At 37.8% G+C, this 19,729-nt stretch carries 18 protein-coding genes and 1 other RNA gene; 12 read left to right on the plus strand and 7 right to left on the minus strand.

Annotated features, from left to right (window positions below):
• Positions 1 to 190 precede the first annotated feature (190 nt).
• Positions 191 to 1,174 (minus strand): porphobilinogen synthase, encoded by a 984-nt coding sequence (gene hemB / locus H1P_RS16735; RefSeq protein WP_144869412.1) that lies wholly within the window; start codon positions 1,172 to 1,174, stop codon positions 191 to 193.
• 180 nt (positions 1,175 to 1,354) lie between these two features.
• On the opposite strand from hemB, the gene ssrA reads away from it, so the two are divergent.
• Positions 1,355 to 1,738: a transfer-messenger RNA gene (ssrA, locus tag H1P_RS16740) on the plus strand.
• A gap of 388 nt (positions 1,739 to 2,126) precedes the next feature.
• On the opposite strand, the gene isiD is transcribed toward ssrA, so the two are convergent.
• Entirely contained in the window at positions 2,127 to 2,336 is a 210-nt protein-coding gene (gene isiD, locus H1P_RS16745) for a protein IsiD (RefSeq protein WP_144869414.1), read from the minus strand.
• Positions 2,337 to 2,612: 276 nt separating this feature from the next.
• Between isiD and H1P_RS16750 the strand changes: the two genes are divergently transcribed.
• From H1P_RS16750 to H1P_RS16775, 6 genes are all read left to right on the plus strand, one after another.
• Positions 2,613 to 4,454, plus strand: coding sequence for a fatty acyl-AMP ligase (locus H1P_RS16750; RefSeq protein ID WP_144869416.1), 1,842 nt, complete (start codon positions 2,613 to 2,615; stop codon positions 4,452 to 4,454).
• Between the two features lie 92 nt (positions 4,455 to 4,546).
• Positions 4,547 to 6,352, plus strand: a complete 1,806-nt coding sequence (locus H1P_RS16755) for an acyl-CoA dehydrogenase family protein (protein ID WP_144869418.1) — start codon at positions 4,547 to 4,549, stop codon at positions 6,350 to 6,352.
• Positions 6,330 to 6,698 carry an acyl carrier protein gene (locus H1P_RS16760; RefSeq protein WP_144869420.1) on the plus strand — a complete coding sequence of 123 codons (369 nt, stop codon included), beginning with the start codon at positions 6,330 to 6,332 and terminating at the stop codon, positions 6,696 to 6,698. Before H1P_RS16755 ends, H1P_RS16760 begins: the two co-directional genes overlap by 23 nt.
• Before the next feature lie 633 nt (positions 6,699 to 7,331).
• Positions 7,332 to 8,216, plus strand: coding sequence for a sulfotransferase family protein (locus tag H1P_RS16765; RefSeq protein ID WP_186376003.1), 885 nt, complete (start codon positions 7,332 to 7,334; stop codon positions 8,214 to 8,216).
• Between the two features lie 120 nt (positions 8,217 to 8,336).
• Positions 8,337 to 9,818, plus strand: a complete 1,482-nt coding sequence (locus H1P_RS16770) for an MBOAT family O-acyltransferase (protein WP_144869424.1) — start codon at positions 8,337 to 8,339, stop codon at positions 9,816 to 9,818.
• 54 nt (positions 9,819 to 9,872) lie between these two features.
• Complete coding sequence (locus H1P_RS16775; RefSeq protein ID WP_144869426.1) at positions 9,873 to 10,823, plus strand: hypothetical protein; 951 nt, start codon at positions 9,873 to 9,875, stop codon at positions 10,821 to 10,823.
• A gap of 24 nt (positions 10,824 to 10,847) precedes the next feature.
• Here the strand turns inward: H1P_RS16775 and H1P_RS16780 are convergent, their stop codons facing one another.
• Positions 10,848 to 11,138 carry a DUF2103 domain-containing protein gene (locus tag H1P_RS16780; RefSeq protein WP_144869428.1) on the minus strand — a complete coding sequence of 97 codons (291 nt, stop codon included), beginning with the start codon at positions 11,136 to 11,138 and terminating at the stop codon, positions 10,848 to 10,850.
• A 374-nt stretch (positions 11,139 to 11,512) separates the two neighbouring features.
• The gene (clpS, locus tag H1P_RS16785; RefSeq protein WP_144869430.1) at positions 11,513 to 11,806 is read right to left on the minus strand and encodes an ATP-dependent Clp protease adapter ClpS; all 294 of its coding nucleotides are present in this window, start codon (positions 11,804 to 11,806) and stop codon (positions 11,513 to 11,515) included.
• A gap of 121 nt (positions 11,807 to 11,927) precedes the next feature.
• Between clpS and H1P_RS16790 the strand changes: the two genes are divergently transcribed.
• From H1P_RS16790 to H1P_RS16805, 4 genes are all read left to right on the plus strand, one after another.
• Positions 11,928 to 12,722 (plus strand): type 1 glutamine amidotransferase, encoded by a 795-nt coding sequence (locus H1P_RS16790; protein WP_144869432.1) that lies wholly within the window; start codon positions 11,928 to 11,930, stop codon positions 12,720 to 12,722.
• Positions 12,723 to 12,846: 124 nt separating this feature from the next.
• Positions 12,847 to 13,611 (plus strand): hypothetical protein, encoded by a 765-nt coding sequence (locus tag H1P_RS16795; protein ID WP_144869434.1) that lies wholly within the window; start codon positions 12,847 to 12,849, stop codon positions 13,609 to 13,611.
• A gap of 187 nt (positions 13,612 to 13,798) precedes the next feature.
• Entirely contained in the window at positions 13,799 to 14,686 is an 888-nt protein-coding gene (pgeF, locus tag H1P_RS16800; RefSeq protein ID WP_144869436.1) for a peptidoglycan editing factor PgeF, read from the plus strand.
• Positions 14,687 to 14,743: 57 nt separating this feature from the next.
• The gene (locus H1P_RS16805) at positions 14,744 to 15,616 is read left to right on the plus strand and encodes an alpha/beta fold hydrolase (RefSeq protein ID WP_144869438.1); all 873 of its coding nucleotides are present in this window, start codon (positions 14,744 to 14,746) and stop codon (positions 15,614 to 15,616) included.
• A gap of 189 nt (positions 15,617 to 15,805) precedes the next feature.
• Here H1P_RS16805 and H1P_RS16810 read toward each other — a convergent pair whose 3' ends face one another.
• A complete protein-coding gene (locus tag H1P_RS16810) occupies positions 15,806 to 16,750 on the minus strand; it encodes a bifunctional helix-turn-helix transcriptional regulator/GNAT family N-acetyltransferase (RefSeq protein ID WP_144869440.1) in 945 nt (314 codons plus the stop codon).
• 240 nt (positions 16,751 to 16,990) lie between these two features.
• On the minus strand, positions 16,991 to 17,749 hold the full coding sequence (locus tag H1P_RS16815; protein WP_144869442.1) for a phycocyanobilin:ferredoxin oxidoreductase: 759 nt from the start codon (positions 17,747 to 17,749) through the stop codon (positions 16,991 to 16,993).
• Positions 17,750 to 17,890: 141 nt separating this feature from the next.
• On the opposite strand from H1P_RS16815, the gene tatA reads away from it, so the two are divergent.
• A complete protein-coding gene (gene tatA, locus H1P_RS16820) occupies positions 17,891 to 18,052 on the plus strand; it encodes a twin-arginine translocase TatA/TatE family subunit (RefSeq protein WP_144869444.1) in 162 nt (53 codons plus the stop codon).
• Positions 18,053 to 18,165: 113 nt separating this feature from the next.
• Here the strand turns inward: tatA and H1P_RS16825 are convergent.
• A partial coding sequence (locus H1P_RS16825; protein ID WP_222427090.1) for a mechanosensitive ion channel family protein occupies positions 18,166 to 19,729 on the minus strand: 1,564 nt, incomplete at its 5' end.

A 19,729-nucleotide genomic window follows, 5' to 3' on the forward strand; every position in this document is an offset into this window, starting at 1 on the left:
GCTCATTGAGGGAAACCCAAGGGGCTGATTCTGTCGTTTCACGGCAGAACTTGTAAGCCCCGCCCAAGACCCCTAAAGGACTCGGCTTCGCCGTCGCGCACTCGTTCGCTAAATCAGCAACGCCAAAATTAGCAGAGAGATTCACTTTCATGGTAATTAATCGTTGAATTCAACAACTAAAAACTAAGAATTATTCATTTAGCCAACGTACTGCATCCTTAGCATGGTAAGTCAAAATGAGATCGGCACCAGCACGCTTGAAGCTTGTTAAAGTTTCTAGTGCCACTTTTTTCTCGTCAATCCAACCTTTTAGCGCAGCAGCTTTAACCATCGAGTATTCACCAGAAACGTTGTAAGCAGCCACAGGTAAGTTAGTCATTTCTTTAACTCGCCAAATAATATCCATATAGGATAAAGCAGGTTTCACCATTAGCATATCTGCTCCTTCAGCTATATCTAAAGCTACCTCTTTTAATGCTTCTTTACCATTACCAGGATCCATTTGATAGGTTCTGCGATCGCCAAATTGCGGGGAAGATTCCGCAGCATCACGAAATGGGCCATAATAAGCAGAGGAATATTTCGCAGCATAAGAAAGAATCGGAATATCAGTAAATCCTGCTTCGTCTAAACCTTCTCTAATAGCAGTAACAAAACCATCCATCATCCCTGAAGGCGCGATAATATCTACTCCTGCATTTGCTTGGGAAACGGCGGTTTTTTTCAATAACTCTAAAGTAGGATCGTTGAGAACTTTCCCTGTCAAATCTCCCACTTCTAAGTAGCCACAATGACCATGAGAAGTATACTCACAAAGACAAGTATCAGCAATTACTACTAAATCGGGTACAGCTTGTTTAACTGCTGTGGCTGCTTTTTGCACAATACCGCAATCATGCCATGCACCAGTAGCATCAATATCTTTATCTTCAGGAATACCAAAGAGAATAATTGCGGGAATCCCTAAATCGTAAACTTCTTTAGCTTCTTCAACAATCTTATCTACAGATAGCTGATACACTCCAGGCATTGAAGTTACTTCTTTGGCTACCGCATTTCCTGGTACAGCAAATAAAGGATAAATCAGATCGCTAGCAGTGAGGGTATTTTCTTGCACCATACGGCGCAGTTGAGTACTAGCACGAAGGCGACGAGGGCGATGAATGGGAAACATAATCTTAAAAATAACTTGCTATTGCAGACTTATTTATTCAGAATATTTAGTGTAAAGTGAATCCTTGTTTCAAAGATACGAATAGCAATACTACTCAATGTTTTGTAACTTTTTAGCACAAATTGGATTGATTAGGATGCACTATTCGTAAAAAGTTCGCTACAATACAAATTAAGACAAGGGGCCGTAATGGTTTCGACAGGTTGGCGAAAGCTAATTTGTGATACAGGTCGAGAGTGAGTCCCCTCTCGTAAATCAAGGCTCAAATCTAAATATAGATGCAAACAACATCGTAAAATTCGAGCGTCAGGCAGTATTTGCCTAAGCCCAAACTGAGGCTTGCTCGCTTTTAGTCCGACTCCGTTAACGGCTAAAACGAAACCCCAACGGATGCACCTTTTAGTTACTTTCAGTTGACTGATTGCGTAAAGACTTTACTGGAACATCCTACTATCAGGGATAATTGATAGTTCCTGTTCTTGGGATTATAAGAACTAAGCCTGTGAATGAGCAGAAAGTCAATATCCAGTCTGGACAGCAGTTCGACTCTGCTCGGCTCCACTTTTTCACCTTATCAGTGAACATTCATCAATTTTCCAGTAAGTGTGCTGGAGGAGTTATCCACAGATAAGTCAGGTTTTCCCCATATTTTGCTGAGTTTTCCCCAGAAAAGAAAGGCTAGATTAATAATCATTTAATAATTGGTTAAGAATTTTAGAGAGTTTTGTCGAGCGAGCATTACTCAAATAAAAGGCAACAAGTTTCTTAATTTCTCTTAAAATAAAGAAGCCAAAAGCTTTGAGCTTTCAGCTAAAAAATGAGGATTTCATAAAATCCACAAATTATCATAAATAAATTTCAGTACGTTACTTATAATGCTCACCACACCCTACGTGATTTGTGAGTTATTTGTTAATTATTGCAACCAATCACTGGTCACTGAATAACTGAATCAAGATTCGTCGTAGGTTTCAATATCCAAGAGATAAAGATAGGGTTCAACTAATTCTCTTCTTTGAAAAGCGATCGCTCTAAGTAAGTGCCAATCCTTTAAAGCTTCAAAAGGCGTATTATAATCATCTTGCTCTAAGCGGTCAGCCAGATTCGCTACATCTTCTACCGTTAGAGAAGCAATCTTGCGTTCTTGTGTAATAGTTTCCATCCCCTTTACCTCTAATCCCATTTTTGAATATGGTTAATGAGTTATTTTCCCCACTTAATATTAACTCAGAAATTAAAGTCATCTAAATAAACTGAGATCGAAATCTTTTTGTATCAAAAAAAACAGATTTCGCGTTTCGTGATTTTTTCGTGAAATTAGCCTCTAACAGTAGCCAAATTAGATTAAGAAAAACATAATTAAGTAAGCAATGGCTATCTTAAATCAGTGTTAACTGGTTTAAAAGCTGATGTTTGTTAGCAATAATCCAGACTACTGATGACTCAAAGTTTAGCAACTTCTAAATCTAATACAGAGCCGACTACTATTGTCGAATTATTACGCAGTAGAGCAGTTGAACAACCTCAAGATCGCGCCTATACCTTTATGGTGGATGGGAAAAAAGAGGGAGATAGTTTTACCTATGAAGAATTGGATCGCCAGACAAGAGCGATCGCTGCTTTGCTGCAAAAACATAACGCAGAAGGAGAAAGAGCTTTATTACTTTATCCCCAGGGCTTAGAAGTAATTGCTGCCTTTTGTGGTTGCTTGTATGCTGGGGTAATTGCCATTCCTGTACCCCCTCCAGAGTCAGGGAGATTAAAACGGACTTTACCCAGACTGCGATCCATTGTTAGGGATGCTAATGCCACAATTGCCCTGACTACGGCAGGTATTTTTGAACTAATCGAAACAGTTAAAGATGAATTTCCTGAATTTGAGCAAATGCGCTGGATCGATACCGCTCAAGTAGATATTAATTTAGCTGATGAGTGGCTCGATCCGAAAGTACATAAAGATCAACTAGCCTATTTACAATACACTTCTGGCTCAACTTCTACTCCTAAAGGAGTGATGCTGACTCATTACAACCTAATGCATCACTGCCATGATTTACAGCAAGCTTGTGGTTACGATAGCAATAGTGTCACTGTAACTTGGATGCCTTATTTCCATGATTACGGACTGGTAGAAGGGATGATGGTACCGTTGTACAACGCCCATCCTTGCTATGTAATGTCGCCTTTTTCCTTTATCAAGCGTCCCTTGAATTGGCTGCGAAACATGAGCAAGTATAAGGGAACACATTCCCAAGCCCCTAACTTTGCCTACGATCTTTGTACTCGTCGCATCAAACCAAAACAAATCGCTGAACTAGATCTAAGTAGTTGGGAAGCTGCGGGAAATGCAGCAGAACCAATTAATCCTCAAGTAATGGCAAAATTTGTCGAAAATTTTCGTTCTTGTGGCTTTAAATGGGAAACTTTTGCCCCTTCTTATGGTTTAGCAGAAAATACCCTACTAGCTACAACAAAGCCTAAAGGTACTAGACCAGTATTTTTAGGGGTAGAAACTTCTGCAATGGAGCAAGATAAGGTAGTTGTTGCCAATCCCGAACAAGAAGATGGTGTGAGAATAATTGCCAGCTGTGGGAAGAAGGTATGCGATACGCAAATTGCGATCGCTGATTCGCAAACTATGACTGCTAAAGCTCACGACGAAGTAGGGGAAGTCTGGATTAAAGACCCCAGTGTGGCGCAAGGCTACTGGAAACGCCCCGATGTGACGAAAGCTACTTTTGACGCTTACCTCCAAGATACTCAAGAAGGGCCATTTTTACGTACTGGTGACTTGGGTTTTATTCACGAAGGGGAACTATACATTACAGGAAGAATTAAAGATTTAATTATCATTCGGGGTACTAATCACTATCCCCAAGATATTGAATGGTCGGTACAAGAGTTACACACCTCATTGCGTTCCGATTATGGTGCAGCTTTCTCTATTCAAGACAAAGGAGAAGAAAGATTAATAGTAGTTCAAGAAGTAGAACGCCGTAGCGGAGACTTAGACACAGAAACAATTATTGCCGATATTAAGCAAGAAATCGCCGAACAACACGAAATACAAGTCTACGGTATCGTTTTAGCTAAATCGGGCAATATCTTAAAAACCGCAAGTGGAAAAATTCAGCGTCGCGCCTGTCGAGACAAATTTGTAGCAGGAACGCTTACTATAGTAGATGATTGGTGCGAGAACCCCGAACTAAGTATCAAATTTCGTTCTTTAAAAGGAGAAGTAGAGTCGCTAGCGGAAAAAGTAACAATTTCCCAGAAGTAAGATTAGTAAGAGTGGGAACACAAATCTTGCACCCAGCAAAGAAGCAAAGAAGCAGGGGAAGCAACGAACAACCAAAAACCAACTATTAACAAATGACAAATTTAGAACAATATCAAACAGCAGAAGCCTTAGAAAAAGCTTTAGGTGACCCTAATATCCCTGAAAGCGTAATGTCTTTCCAGAAAGTGATGGAAATAGACGAAACAGAAGCTTTTCCCCACGAAGAAATTGAATGGCTATATAACTGGAAACTCGCAGACTATTACACACCTACAAACTGCGGTGGTAAATTCACCAACTTTGAAGAATTTGTTGCCATAGTTCGTGTGTTGTGTCGTCGCGATCAAACTACAGGTATTGCTTTTACCACTATGTTTTGGTCTTTCCTCTGTTGGATGGCGGGAACAGAAGAACAAAAAGCGAAGCTATCTAAATTTGTACGAGAAGAACACGGCGCAATGTGCTTGGGCTACTCAGAGAAAGAACATGGTAGTGATTTAGTTAATGGGGATTTAACAGCTACTAAAGTACCAGGAGGTTACTTACTAAATGGGGAAAAATGGCCCATAAATCGCGCTACAATCTCAGGAATTTCTTTTGTTTTAGCCCGAACAGGTGAAAAAGGGGAAGCAAAAGGTTTATCTCTGTTTATGGTTGATAAAAGAGAAATAGCAGATTCAGAATATTACAATCTCCCTAAAATCCACACTCACGGTATTCGTGCTTCTGATATGAGTGGTATCGGGTTTAAAAACTGCTTTGTACCTGATTCGATGCTGCTACTGAAAGAAGGAGACGGCTTAGAATTAGGTCTTAAAGGTTTTCAAATTACTCGTACTCTTTGTGCTGCTTTTTCTCTAGGTGCAGTAGATACAGCCCTGCGTACTACCCTTAATTTCGCTTCAGAGCGAGTTATTTACAATAAAACAGTATTCGATCTACCTCAACCCCGCAGAATTCTTGTAGATGCCTTTTTAGACATTCTGCTCTGTGATTGTGAAACTATTGGTGCTGCTAGAGGTTTTAGTGTCATTCCCCAACAGTTTAGTGTTTGGGCATCAGTAGTTAAGTACTTTGTAACTACTCAAATAGAAAATACCATCAACAATATTTATCCTGTATTGGGTTCTCGTTTTTACATGCGCGATGAACACGATTTCGGAATGTTTCAAAAGATACTGCGGGACAACTCTATTATCAGTATGTTCGATGGGAGTACCGTGGTAAATCTTCATGCTTTAATGCTACAATTCCGCCAATTGACCAAACAGCGTCGTCGTCGTCAACCAGAAACGATGAAGGGTATAGCAGAGCGTTTAGAGCAAATATTCTCTTTAGCTAATCCAGTACCTGCCTTTGATGCCAATAAGCTAGAACTATTTGGTCGTGGTATGGATGATCCTCTCCACGGACTGGAAGTTGCTCTGAAAAAACTTGACGAATTACAGCAAAATGCAGAGCTTAATCAAGAGGTGCTATCAAAACTGATTAATCTGGGCAACATAGTACTGGAAGAGTTAGATGCTCATGACTCAGAGATTGCCAATTCCAAATTCGAGTTTGGTCACGATCAATCCCCTGAACTATTCGAGATTGCTAAAAAGTACTGCACTCTCCATGCATCTGCTTGTTGTCTCCATATGTGGCTTTACAACCGCAATTCATTAGGAGACTTTTTCGCTCAAGGAGAATGGTTAGTCTTAAGTTTACATCGTTTACTAAGAACAATTCGACCCCTACCTTATACAATTTCTGAACATTACATAGAAAATGTTGCTCAAGAATTAGTTAAACTACATCAAGAAAACAAATCATTTTCTATTGTTCCTATTCAACTGGCTGAAGCAAATACTATAAAACAAGAGGATAATACTAATGCCGAACTCATCAATGTCTAATCAAACTACAGTAGAAAACTGGTTAAAAGCTCAACTTGCAGAGCAACTTTCTTTAGAAGCAGAAGCTATTAAAGCAACTGAACCTTTAACTCGTTATGGTCTTGATTCTATCGATGCTGTAACTATGGTAGGAGACATTGAAGATGTTCTTGATGAAGAATTACCTTCTACCCTTTTTTGGGATTATCCTACTATTGCTAAATCTGCTCAATTCTTAGTGGAAAATTACGATGTTTCTGCTTTAGCAGATGCCAAAGATGAACCAGTAGAAGAACTGGAAGAAACTGTTGCAGCACCAGTAGCATCCGCAGGGAAAAGCAAAGGCTGGGGTGGACTTTTCGGCTAAATTGTGAGCTACTAAAGTATAATTAAGCGAATTTTGACCAACGGTCAGAGCAGCGATGTGCGGGGATGGGGGGACTTTTCTGGTTTGATGTTTTGCTGACCACAGTTGATTGCGGGCTGTTGAAGTCCCCCCTATCCACCCCCGCGTTATGCGGAACGGTATCCGTGATAGGCGGCGTAAGACCCTAAAGGACTCGCTCCGCGTCGCGCAAGGGAACGCGCATCAAGACAGGCTCCGTCGTTTTACGGCGGAGTAATCTCTGACTTAAAGACTGGGAATTAAGGATTGATAAAAAATTAAGAATTAGTCCTCGACCAAAATACAGCTTCTCAAGCCTTAACTTATCAAACTAAGAATTGCTGCGGTTTAAAATAAGTCTAATTTGAAAATATTGAATCTTTCCTTTTTTCCCTTCTCAATCAAAGCTTCCTTAACTTCTCAGTAGAGCCACCAACTCTAAACATCAGGTAGCATGAAACCGATTTATTTAGAACGTATAAATTTTTAAAATAGTTGTTTCGCAAATTAGGAAGTTAGTCTTAAATTATGTCAAAAAAATAAATAAGGAAAATCATGAATAATTTCCTATCAAAAAAATTTTTGAATCTAAATCTTTTTGAATCCGACAACAGTATGACACAGTCGGAAAAAATGTTTAAAAGTATTCAATCAGTTGAACAAGCTCTTGAAATTATTGATGATCGCTTTTCACTTTCTCGTAGTGATGTAATTGATAAACCAATTTTTATTTTGGCATCTAGCTGGCGTTCTGGCTCTACTTTATTACAAAGATTGATCAACTCTAACGAGCAAACTTTAATTTGGGGAGAGCCATTTGCTAATTGCCATTTAATTCAAAATCAGGCAGATTCTTTAAGAAGTTTAACGGAAACCTACCCTCAAGATAAATGGTTTTTGTCAAGTAGAAAGAATTATGAAAAAAAACTCGATCAACAAGTAACAGATAACTTGTATCCTGATGTCTCAGATTTAGTTGAAGGTTATCGTAATCTTATAAGAACTGTATACAAAACTCCTGCAATTAATAATGGTTACAAAAGATGGGGTTTAAAAGAGGTGCGTTTAACCAGTAAACACGGAATTTATCTCCAGTGGTTATTCCCAAACGCACAATTCTTACTTTTACACAGAAATCCCTATGAAGCTTATAAGTCGATACATCATCATCTTGGAAAATGGAATTTATTTTCTAAATGGCCAACAGACCAAATATCAAATGTTTTTGATTTTGCACACCATTGGCATCTTTTAGTACAAGGATATTTGGAAGATGCTCAAAAATTAGGAGCAATGGTAATTCCCTATGAACGACTTTATCAAGATAATCAGGTGATAGCTGATATTTCTCATTATTTAAATTTGGAATTAAACCAAAATGTAGTTAAGCAGAAAATAGGTAGTTCTTATAACAAACACCAAGTACCAAAGTCCGAAATTAAGAAATTGCAGAAAATAGTTGGTCCTTTAGCCGAAAACCTCGGATATTATCCTTTTTAATTTTTTACACTGATAATATTTCAAGGGTAGTCAATACCAGTGTTATTGTGTTTAAAATTGTAAAGGCATTTTAGAGAGTGTCTAACAAACTGCTGCTATGAAAATGGAGCAAGAAGCTAGTTGAATTATTCAGACTTTTCTTTTTGGTGGATATTGCTGCTATTTAGTGTACCGTTTTTTACAGTACGCTCTATTGGTAAATCATTGAATTTGTGGCAGAGCTTTTATGACAGTGTGGGTTTGATGGTTTTGTCCATGCTGCTGTTTTTTAATGCTAGTGCTTCAAGTTTTGTGGTCTTTGTCTTCGAGATTATTTTTAATTATTTGATGGTGCAATATATGTTGCGCTGTGAGGGAGCTAAAGCAAAGTTAATAGCGACGTTGTTGATTATTTTTGATGTCGTGGTTTTAGCTTATTTTAAGTATCTTATTTTCTTTGTGGAAGATGTTATTGGGTTACTGACTAATATTCCTGATACATGGCGTGATGGCTTCACTTGGCAAATTTTTAGCCGTAATTTCTCTTTTGTCCCAACGAGGATACCTCCAGGGGTTTCTTTCTACACTTTTCAGATGATAGCCTTTGTTGTGGATTCTCTTAATTCACGACGAAAAAAACCAATTGGTTTTATTGATTATATTAACTTTGTGGCATTTTTTCCTCAGATTGTTGCAGGTCCTATTGAAAGACGAGGTAGTTTATTTCCTCAGATAAAAGGTTTTAAATTTAAGTTTACTGTCGAAAATGTTTATGAGGGTTTGCGCTGGTTATCTTTGGGAATATTTTTCAAATTTGTGTTAGGAGATAACCTCTCTCCCTATATTGATTTGAGCAATACTGACAATCCGTGGATGATTTGGTTTTTCGCCTTTTTGTTTACACTGAGAATTTATTTTGATTTTGCTGGTTATAGTTTTGTTGCTTTAGGAATTGCTAGAGTTTTAGGCGTTAGATTGACAGTTAACTTTTTAGCTCCTTATACTTCTCAAAGTATCAACGAATTTTGGCGCAGATGGCATATTACTCTTAGTACTTGGTTTAGGGATTATGTCTTTTTACCTCTAATGGGATCGCGAAAAAAACTAGCACCTTTCTTTTTATTTATTACATTTACTCTGTCTGGTTTCTGGCATGGTGCAGCTTGGAACTTTATAATTTGGGGTGCTTATCATGGCGGTTTATTATTATTACTCCGCTATTTAGGTAGACCTTTGTCTCGTATGTCTAGTAAGTATGTGGCTAAACCACAGTTTGTTTCTTGGGGGTCAACTTTTTTTGCGGTTAATTTAGGTTGTTTGTTCTTTATGGAAACTGATATTAATCGCTTGTTAATGAAGCTAAAAACAATTATTACTCCTTGGGCTTATTCTCCTAGTAATTTAGGCGCATTGTTTAGTAATTATAGTGTTAACCAAGGAACAGCTTTAATTATTATCTTGTTACTTGCGATCGCTGTTCTTTTTTTAGAACATTTGGCAGTGTGGCAAAACAAGTTTGAATATGAACTATTGCTTTCACCTAAAATATCTCCTTTATTATTAGGTTTGACAATTTTATTGGCTGCAAATATACCTTCAGAATTTATTTATTTTGAATTTTAATTTATTGTTTGTTCTTGGTTAGTTATTAGTCGTTAGTCGTAATTTTGATTGAAAATGAACGAACAAAAGTCAAAAACAATTAGAACATTAATACCTTGGTTTCTAGCTACAGGTGTTGCTTGGTCGCTGGGCTTTTTTTATAACGTTTATTACGGTGGTGAACTAAGTTGGCTGCGGAGGATGTATTTTCAGAAAATAGCGATCGCTGAATCGGTAACAGAAACACCAAGACTACTGATCGTAGGAGGCTCAGGAGCGCACTATACGATAGATTCTGACTTAATAGAACAAGAATTAGGCATTCCTGTAATCAACCTGGGGCTAGATGGTCCTATCGGTTTAGATGTTATTTTACCCAGTGTAATCGATCGAGTAAAACCAGGGGATATTGTCTTACTAATTCCTGAATACTTATTGTTATTAGATAATGATGGTTTAGGAGATCGCTCTACTTCTTTTGGAGTTGCTATTGGCAGACCAGGATTGGGCGGAATCCCTGTAAAACAGTTTTTACAAGAGGTTATTGCTTTAGGCATTCCTTCTTTACGTGCGGTAGCAAAATCAGGAGTAGATGCAGCAACTCAAGGAGAATTTACTGGTTATTATTCCGATCCTGTAAGTGATAAAGGCGATCCCACAGTTGTTAAAGAAAGACAACAAGATTGGTGGAAACTACCTATTAAAAACTCAATTTCTCAACACTCTTTCGAGCGAATTTTACAATTTAATGAAGAAGTGGAAGCCAAGGGAGGAAAGTTAGTTCTATCTCTACCTTGGGTGTATGGAAGTGATACCAAAAGGACTCTAAAAAATGTTGAAATAACAGCTGATTATCTCTCAAAAATTGCCCCCACAATTTACGATCGAGAATCTTTAAATATCCAAGACAATGTTAGTTATTTTGCCGATACTCATTATCATTTAATGCCAGAAGGTAGAAAAGTCAGAGCCGAGCAGTTAGTAACAGAATTAAAGCCAATTATTAAATCTGGAAACGATAATTAGATAGTTACTATAAAATTTTTCTGGCTAAGATAGACACTGTGCGATCGCTTTTTCTAACTCAGCTTGTTCTAAAGTCGTAGTAATAAAAACTTCTTGTACTGTCTTTCCTTTGCGAGCAATCACTTTATAACCGCCACAAATCGGCACAGACACCCTTAATTTCAAATGAGGACAGCGACCCCTAACTGTTTTAATTACTCCTGGGGTAACAGTCTTAATTCCTTGATACTTAATCAACTTTTCCAAACGAGGAATCAAACCAGGAATATGAGTAGAGTGATTCCAAACTAACCGACCCTCAGAAGGTTTATTCATTCAAACAGTAACCAGTAACCAGTAAACAGTATCACCTAACCAATTTAATTCACGATCGTGGCTAACCACTATAAATTAAATTTAGAGATTTTCAATGTATCAAAACAATAGAAAGTATTGAGCATTTGACATGAATCGTATCTAAAACTTGCCATTTGCTTTTACTGTATTTATCATTTTGTTTAAATTTCGCTAGTTTTCAAAAACAATTAGTTAGAAAACTCTAAATATAATAAGACCAACCAATCTCTGTCCACTGTTGACGAGAGGAAATGCTTCTGGTTAAGCGCGCTGTCTTACAACAGTCCTCTGCGGAGGGAAACCCTCCTGCAAGGCTGTTGCGCTATTCCACTCCCGTGTTGACTGATAACCAATTAAGCTGCTTCCAAGGGAGCCATTGTCAAACCAGCCCTTTTTAGCTGTAGATGATAGAGTTCGGCTAGTTCTTGAGGACCAATCCAAACTATAGCCTGTCCTTCTCCATCTACTTGAACAGTTAATTCCCAAGCGCGATCGCTAGTCATATGAGGAATATACTTCATTAAACAATCAGCGACGTGTTGAAAACTATTAAAATCATCATCAAGAACGATTACCTTAAAGTTGGGGTATAGTTTTGGGACTGTTTTAACAGCTCTTTCTTTAGTTACAGTAGGAGTTGCAGTCATGGTTTAACTTTTCACAGACAAGCTGTTCTTAATTATCAATCACAATTCTTTCCTTCCACAGTTTAACTAAATTTAACATTTTCTTCAAAAAGTAATAGAAAGTAATCTTTAACCTCAAAGTATGGAATTATCAATTGGCTGGCTGTATCCTAACCTCATGAGTACTTATGGCGATCGCGGCAATGTAATTTGTTTGCAACGTCGTTGTCAGTGGCGAGATATTCAAGTAACAATTGTTCCGTTGGATCGCGAAACTCCATCGGAAACTTTTCAGCAAGTGGATATTATTGTGGGGGGAGGCGCACAGGATCGTCAGCAAGAGATTGTGATGCGAGACTTAAAGGGGGAGAAAGCGTTTGCGCTACAACAAACTTTAAATAATGATACTCCTGGTGTGTTTACCTGTGGCTCTCCTCAACTGTTGGGACATTATTACGAGCCAGCTTTGGGTCAAAAAATTGAGGGTTTGGGTTTACTGGACATGGTAAGTAAACACCCTGGTATTGATGCGCCTCGCTGTATTGGTAATGTGGTTTTTGAAATTACCGCTAAACCTTTAGCAACAGAATTAGAAACTATATGGGGAGATCGACCCATTGTGATTGGTTTTGAAAATCATGGCGGAAGGACATATCTCAAGACAGTGCAACATCTGGGGAAAGTAATTACTGGTTATGGTAACAATGGAGAAGATGGTATGGAAGGAGCATTTTATCATAATGCGATCGCTACCTATTCCCACGGTCCTTTACTGGCAAAAAACCCTTTCATCACCGATTGGTTGCTTAAAAAAGCCTTAGAAAACAAGTATCAAAAAGAAATTACTCTTAGCAAGCTAGATGATTCTTTAGCTATTGCAGCACGTAAAGCAATGTTGCAACGCCTTGATTTATCTAAAATAATCGCAACAAATTAGATATGAGATGTAAATCTTTGCTCTACTTGCGTGCATTGCAACGCAATTTGCATTACTATATAGCAATTAAATCTTGCAAGTAATTTTGCAAGCAAAAATCGAATACAATATTACAGCCATAATCATGACTGGACAAGTATTAGACCGTAATTCTAATGGGATTCTTGTTTTAATTATTCCAGTTGCTTTTGCTATTGTCATTATTTGCCAATTGTGGCCAGTATTGCTTGGACTATCAGTTTTAATTGTTAGTTGGAAAGCCTGGCAAAGTTATCAATGGCGAAAATGGAGTGAGCAAGTCAATCCTTATTTCAATAACTTGATTAAAGAAAATCGGGGATATTTAACCCCTTTAGACTTGTCTCTCAAAGCAAACCTCTCAGCAAGAGCAGCTAAAGCTTTTTTAGAGCGAAAATCCTTAGAATACGGTACATCTCCCACAAAAGTTAAAGATAAAGGTGTGGTTTATTACTTCCCCACCGCCAGCGCACTAGGTCGTATTTTTGACGATAGTGAACCTTTTGGTGATTTTGATGAGGAAGAAGACACCATTGCAGAAACAACTTCTCAAGTTACTACTAGCACTTCATCTACTACTAAAGAATCCAACACTGTATCTTTTAAAGAAATTACTCAACTTGCAAAGCAAGAGCAAGCGAAAACCGCAACGGAAACCGTTTCTACCACCACTGAATCAGCACAACTAGATGTTACAACTCTTAATCAAGCAGAGTTAGCAAAACGTTTAGATGTTAATTCTAGTACTGTAGGTAGAAATAAAGTTAAATCCGAATCCGATTTTGCAATGTGGAGTCAGAGTAAGGATCCTGAAGGTATTGCTTGGAAATTTGTAGCAAAGTCTAATGAGTTTGTGGCTCTTGAGAATTAACTATTGCTCGACGAAAGATTAACAGCTTATCAATATAAATCAAGTATTATTTTTGATTTCAAACTTTCTACTAAGGGAAGACGCAATTGATAATAAATGATCGCTCATTGATAAATAACTATTTAAGGCTAGTAAGAAAGCTCTAAAATAAGAGCTATTGCTAGTCTCTTTTTTTTGAGTATAAATCATGTCTTCAAACAATCCATCGGCAACCATTAACAGTTCAGTTTGGCAATGGCGTGAATGGTCAGGTTTACCCTATTTGACTTGTGAATTGTTAGTAGATTGGCAACATGGTTTTTTTACTCAACAATGCTACCCTTGTACTCCAGAAAAATTAATTAAAGCCTTAGATTATCAAGCTACTACTTATCGGGTTAAGCAAGTACACGGTAATACTATTTTAACTCCTCAAAAAATTGCCACTACTCCCAAAGACGAAAATGCAACGTTTCCTGATGCAGATGGAGTCATTACAGATGGCTTAAATCAAGGGGTGTGGGTCGCCAGTGCTGATTGTAACCCCGTGTTAATAGGCGATCTTCATACTGGTAGAGTGGCTGCTGTTCATGCAGGTTGGCGCGGTACAGCACAAAGAATTGTCCAAAAAGCGATCGCTCTTTTTCAAGAGGATGGTAGTAATTTAGCAGATTTACGCATCGCGATCGGTCCTGCAATTTCAGGAGAAGTTTATCAGGTAAGTGAAACAGTAGCAGCAGAGGTGGGAAAGAGTATTTTAGTCGCAGAAATCAAGAAAATAGTTGGAGACATTCCGACGCAACTTCTATACGAAGAAAATCACAAATCGACGGAACTTCTGCACAGTGCAAAGAAAGATATTTTAAAAGCATTGTTTGAGATCGAGAATTCCCCGTTATTGGAAGATGAACAACCAGGAAGAGTTAGGTTGGATATAAGGCGAGTAAATGAGATTCAGCTACAGCAATTAGGGATTAGTGACCAGCAAATTGCAGTCTCTAATCATTGTACTTATCAGCAACCAGATTATTTTTTTTCCTACCGACGTAGTAAACAGAAAAAGGTACAGTGGTCGGGAATTGTTAGTAAAAGATGATCTAAGCAGCAGCTTTTCTATAATCAAATTATTAAAATAACTAAAAAAATTGCGACTGTGGTGGAATTTAAGAATAACCTCGAACATAATTACATAATTAGTAATGGTATCAGACTGCATTATGTTACCCAAGGAGAAGGAGAGTTAATACTTTTACTACATGGTTTTCCTGAGTTTTGGTATTCCTGGAGACATCAAATTCCAGAATTAGCTAAAAACTATAAAGTAGTTGCTCTTGACTTGCGAGGTTACAACGATAGCGAAAAACCTCAAGCAATCGAAGCTTATGCTATTAGTGAGCTACTTAAAGACATCGAAGGTGTAATTAAAGGTTTGGGCTATGAAACCTGTATCTTAGTAGGACATGATTGGGGAGGAGTAGTTGCTTGGCATTTTGCTTATACTTACTCTGATATGGTCAAGAAACTGATTGTTATGAATCTTCCTCATCCCTCTTTATTTGCTCAAGCTTTCAAAAGCAATCCGCAACAAATGCTACGAAGTTGGTATGCAATCTTTTTTCAACTTCCCTCGATACCAGAGTTTTTATTTCAAGCCAATAACTATAGTTTGATTGCTGCTGCTTTTACAGAAACCGCAACCAACAAAACGGCATTTACTCAGCAAGACTTAGAAGCATACAAAGAAGCTGCTGCAAAGCCAGGTGCGCTTACTGCGATGATTAATTATTATCGCTGCAATTTTAAAGGGATTTCTCTGCAACAAGAGTGGAGAGTATTGGAAATACCAACTATGCTGATTTGGGGAGAAAATGACACTGCTTTAGGCAAAGAATTAACATACAATACTCAAGAGTATGTCAGAGATTTTCAGCTTCATTACATTTCTAATAGTGGACATTGGGTACAACAAGAACAACCCGAATTAGTTAATCAATATCTGCAAGAATTTCTGGACATTAACCAGTAATTAAAAGTTAGAGCAAACTATATCTTACTCTACTTCTAATTTTTGAGACTGTTGGGGAATTATGCTTTTATCTCAAGGACGGATAATCACTTAAAACAAATATTGCACCAAATGATAGACAAATGCCGAAAAAAACAAGAGATTGGCTGAAAGTATGAAAGTCGTTACGCAAAGAGCAATTTCAGAGCGTTATAATTCCAGATTCCATGTTTCTCCGATCCAATAATGACCAAAATTGTAGTTTTCTTCGCTCCGAATCAAGCGAAATCCAGCTACCTCATAAATATGCCGAGCAGCTTGCAAAACATTATTTGTCCAAAGTGTAATCCTGCTGTAACCAGCTTGTCGAGCAAACCGCACACATTCATTTACCAATCGAGTACCGATACCTAAACCACGTACTTTTGGCTCAACGAGTAGTAGGCGCAACTTCGCTACCTCATCTGATTGCTTCACAAGAAAGACTGAACCAACTATTTCACCATCTCTCTCAGCTATCCAGCATCGTTCCTGTTTTGGATCGTAGTCTTGGACAAATTTGGCTACAATGCTAGCAACTAATGCCTCGAACTGCTCATCCCAATTGTATTCCTCTGCATACAGCACACCATGACGGTGAACAATCCAGCCCAGGTCACCAGGTTGATGAGGGCGGAGAACATAAGGAGCTTGAGATTCAGAACGAGTAGCGAGCAACTCTTCGATCACTCCCATTGCTTTGACCAAGCGGTTCTGATTCTCTGAGGAGAGCTTGTTAAGTATTTCCTCAATTTCTTTTTGGGAACAAGCATTGAGCATATTAAACGAGTCTTGCCCTTGCTCTGTTAAGACTAAGACGCTTTGTCGTCCATCTATTTCAGAAGGCTGTTTGTCGATTAATCCGCGTTTTTTGAAATTGCATAAGATACGGCTTAGATAGCCAGCATCTAAGCTCAACTCTTTGGCAATTTTAGTAGCTGTAGTTTTTTCATGATGTGCAAGTTCATATATTACCCGTGCCTCAGTTAAAGAGAACGGACTTTTTAATAAACCTTCATGTAAAACTCCAATTTGCTGAGTGTAGAACCGATTGAAACGACGGACGGCTTTTACACAGTCCAAGCACTCAAAATCACTATGCTGAGTCATCGACATGATTTTTCGAGACGAGATAAGAATATACTTGACAATATCAATTATTTAGTTGCTTTTGTCAAGTATATTTGGAAACAAAAATGAAACAGTAAGATGCCGAAGATTAAAAAGTTATTAGTTTGTAAGATGGTCAGATTTTATCTGCAACTCACATAGCATACTCAGAAAATTAATTTTGCCCACCCTACTTTACTATTGATTATTCATTAATTACTACAAAGCATTAATTGATTGTTTAAACTACTCCAATACGCTTTCTTTTTCCTTTGGGCTATCAAATAAAACTGATTTCATGTAATATTCTGCCCAATCGGGACCAAAAGCTTTTTCTAATACACGACGGGTTTTATCGTTTTTCTGTTGCTTATTACAATAATATTCCTGTCCTGCCAAATAGAGTTCCTGTTGTTGTGGAGATAGAGGTTTAGCTATCACGGCTTGTTGGGAATGAATGCGTAACATTTCCTCTGTGTAGTGCAGAAAATCTTGTTCTTCTTGTTCGGTTTGGGGTCGAATAAACAGACAATATTCTGAGAAGATATCAGCCCAAGGTGGAAGTTCGCGGTGTTGGGAAAACTTTTCTGGATTGAGAGTTTTAAGCTCTTGTTTATAGCTTTCTGAAAGGGTTTTTTCTGGGCTAGTGGGAGATAAATCTGCGATCGCTGCACTAATTCCAGCTTTACCTGCTACAATATCACAACCAAACATTGGTAGGGGATATTCAGAACGAGGAAACATTACACAGTGGAGAATATCGAGGTTATTTCCAACTTTGGCAAGTTCTAGATGTATTTTACGAAACTCTCTGGTTTGATAGCAACGGTTTTCAATTCTTAATTTTTCCCCTTCCAGTTTGCCTTCTACATAGCCTAATCCTTCTGGTAATTGGTAGGGTTCAAGATTTAAGTATTTTTGCCAAGATTCTATAATGGAATCGGCAAGTTGGCGAATTAGGATGTGTTGTTCTTGGCGTAGTGAGGGCTGTGAGGATTGTAACATTCCAGTTATAAAAGGTTTTAATATCAGAAACTCTCAAAAGAGTGCAAAAAGATATCTCTATAGTTTAGCGGTATACTAAGACAGACTTCTTTAATCTACATAAACAGTAATTTTAATCGATTTTATAGAGGAATTGTTATTATGTTTGGTTTAGGCTGGCCTGAAGTGGTAGTAATTGGCTTAGTAGCAGCGTTGGTTTTTGGCCCTAAGAAAATTCCTGAATTGGGTGGTGCGCTAGGTAGAACCCTCAAAGGATTTAAAGAGGAATTGGATAACCCAGAGAATAAAGAAGCCGAAGAATAGGTTTGTGAGGGGCTTGTACGCCCCATAAATCTTCATAATTTGCTGATTTATTGGTTGCACCACTGCTGGTAATTAGTGGTTAGTCCCGTCAAGCAGGATAATATAGTTGGTTGCTAATTATGACTATCTTTTTTGATCTCTCTATCTTTCGCCACTTTCCGATCCCTCACCATTCCATTCATCCCTTTACTGAGCCAAAGTTGTTGTGGTGGGGTTAAAGGAATACCCGCATTTGTCAAAGCAATTTGCAGGCGACGGCGGAATTCACGAGAGACTTCCCATTGCTTGAGGGGTTCGGTTCTAATCCACACTCTTATTATAATACCGCGATCGCTAAATTTTTCCACTCCTAAAATTTGCGGTTCATCCAAGATAAGCTGTTGCCATTGATTATCTTGGCTCATTTTTGTAGCAGTGTAAGTGATTACTGTTAATGCTTGTTCGAGATTGGTATCATAACTCAGAGGAATGTTAATATCAGCCCTTGACCATTGACTGGAAAGATTAGCCACAATCCTTACTTCACTATTAGGAATTGTAATTAAGCTACCCTCTGCATCTCTAATTTGAGTAATCCGCAGATTAATATTTTCTACTAAACCGCTTACTTGATTAAGACTGATTACGTCTCCTACTGCATACTGATCTTCAAAGATAATTAAAAAACCATTGAGAGCATCTTTAATGAAGCTTTGGGACGAAAAAGAAAGGGCTAAACCTATGATACCCGCACCTGCTAAAAATGGCGCAGTATTGACCCCAATAGCCGATAGAGAAAATAAAAAACCAATAAGAATTAATAAAATAGCTACAACACTTTTACTAACCTGAGAAATAGTATTAATTCGTAATTGTAATCTTTTGTTTGCTCTAGGGCTAAGCACAAATTGGCTACGAACAATTTTTGAGCTTAAGTTATTAATTAAACTATAAATTAGGCGAATTATACAATAAGTACCAATAGCAACTAATACTACTCTCAATGGTAAGCGAATGGCAGTAATAATAATTAGCTGTATCGTACGAGTTTGAGGAAATAAACCTAAAATTATTAGGGGTCCACCTGGCCAAATAATGACTTGAGAAATCTGTAACAAACGATGTTTAATATCTTGAATATTCCAACTTTTGCGTTGGTTTAAATAAGTTGAAAAAGGTGATTTAATCGGATCGTTAGCAGATTTTAAATTTTGTTTAGCTTTGTATGAGGCTCTTGACCAACGACGTAATAAATAACCCAAAATAGGGATCGCTATTAGCAAAATAACACTAATAATTCCCTGGCGTATTAAATAATCAGATTGTCTTTGTTGTTTAGCTTGTAATAGTTTTTCCTCGACTCTGCTAATAATTAAGTTTGCTGTGCTTTCTGGAGTCATGCCATAGAAATTAGCAATGCCTTGGGTAATGGTTAATAATCTTTGTTTAGATGGATTATCATCATCACAGGGTTGAGATGAATTAGCATTAATACAGACATCTACAACCCTTTCATTATTCTCTTTTGGAGTGTTAAAATCCAACTGAGCATCTGATTGTTTGAGATAATTATCTTTAATATCATTTAAGCTAGTTTGAATAATATTAACTCTTCCTGCTAAATCAGACTCAGGAGAAACTATTGTAAAGACACAACGACCATCAATCCGAATACAAGAAGTCACTGTTTTTTTTTGT

The sequence above is a fragment of the Hyella patelloides LEGE 07179 genome (assembly GCF_900659865.1).
Lineage (GTDB): Bacteria > Cyanobacteriota > Cyanobacteriia > Cyanobacteriales > Xenococcaceae > Hyella > Hyella patelloides.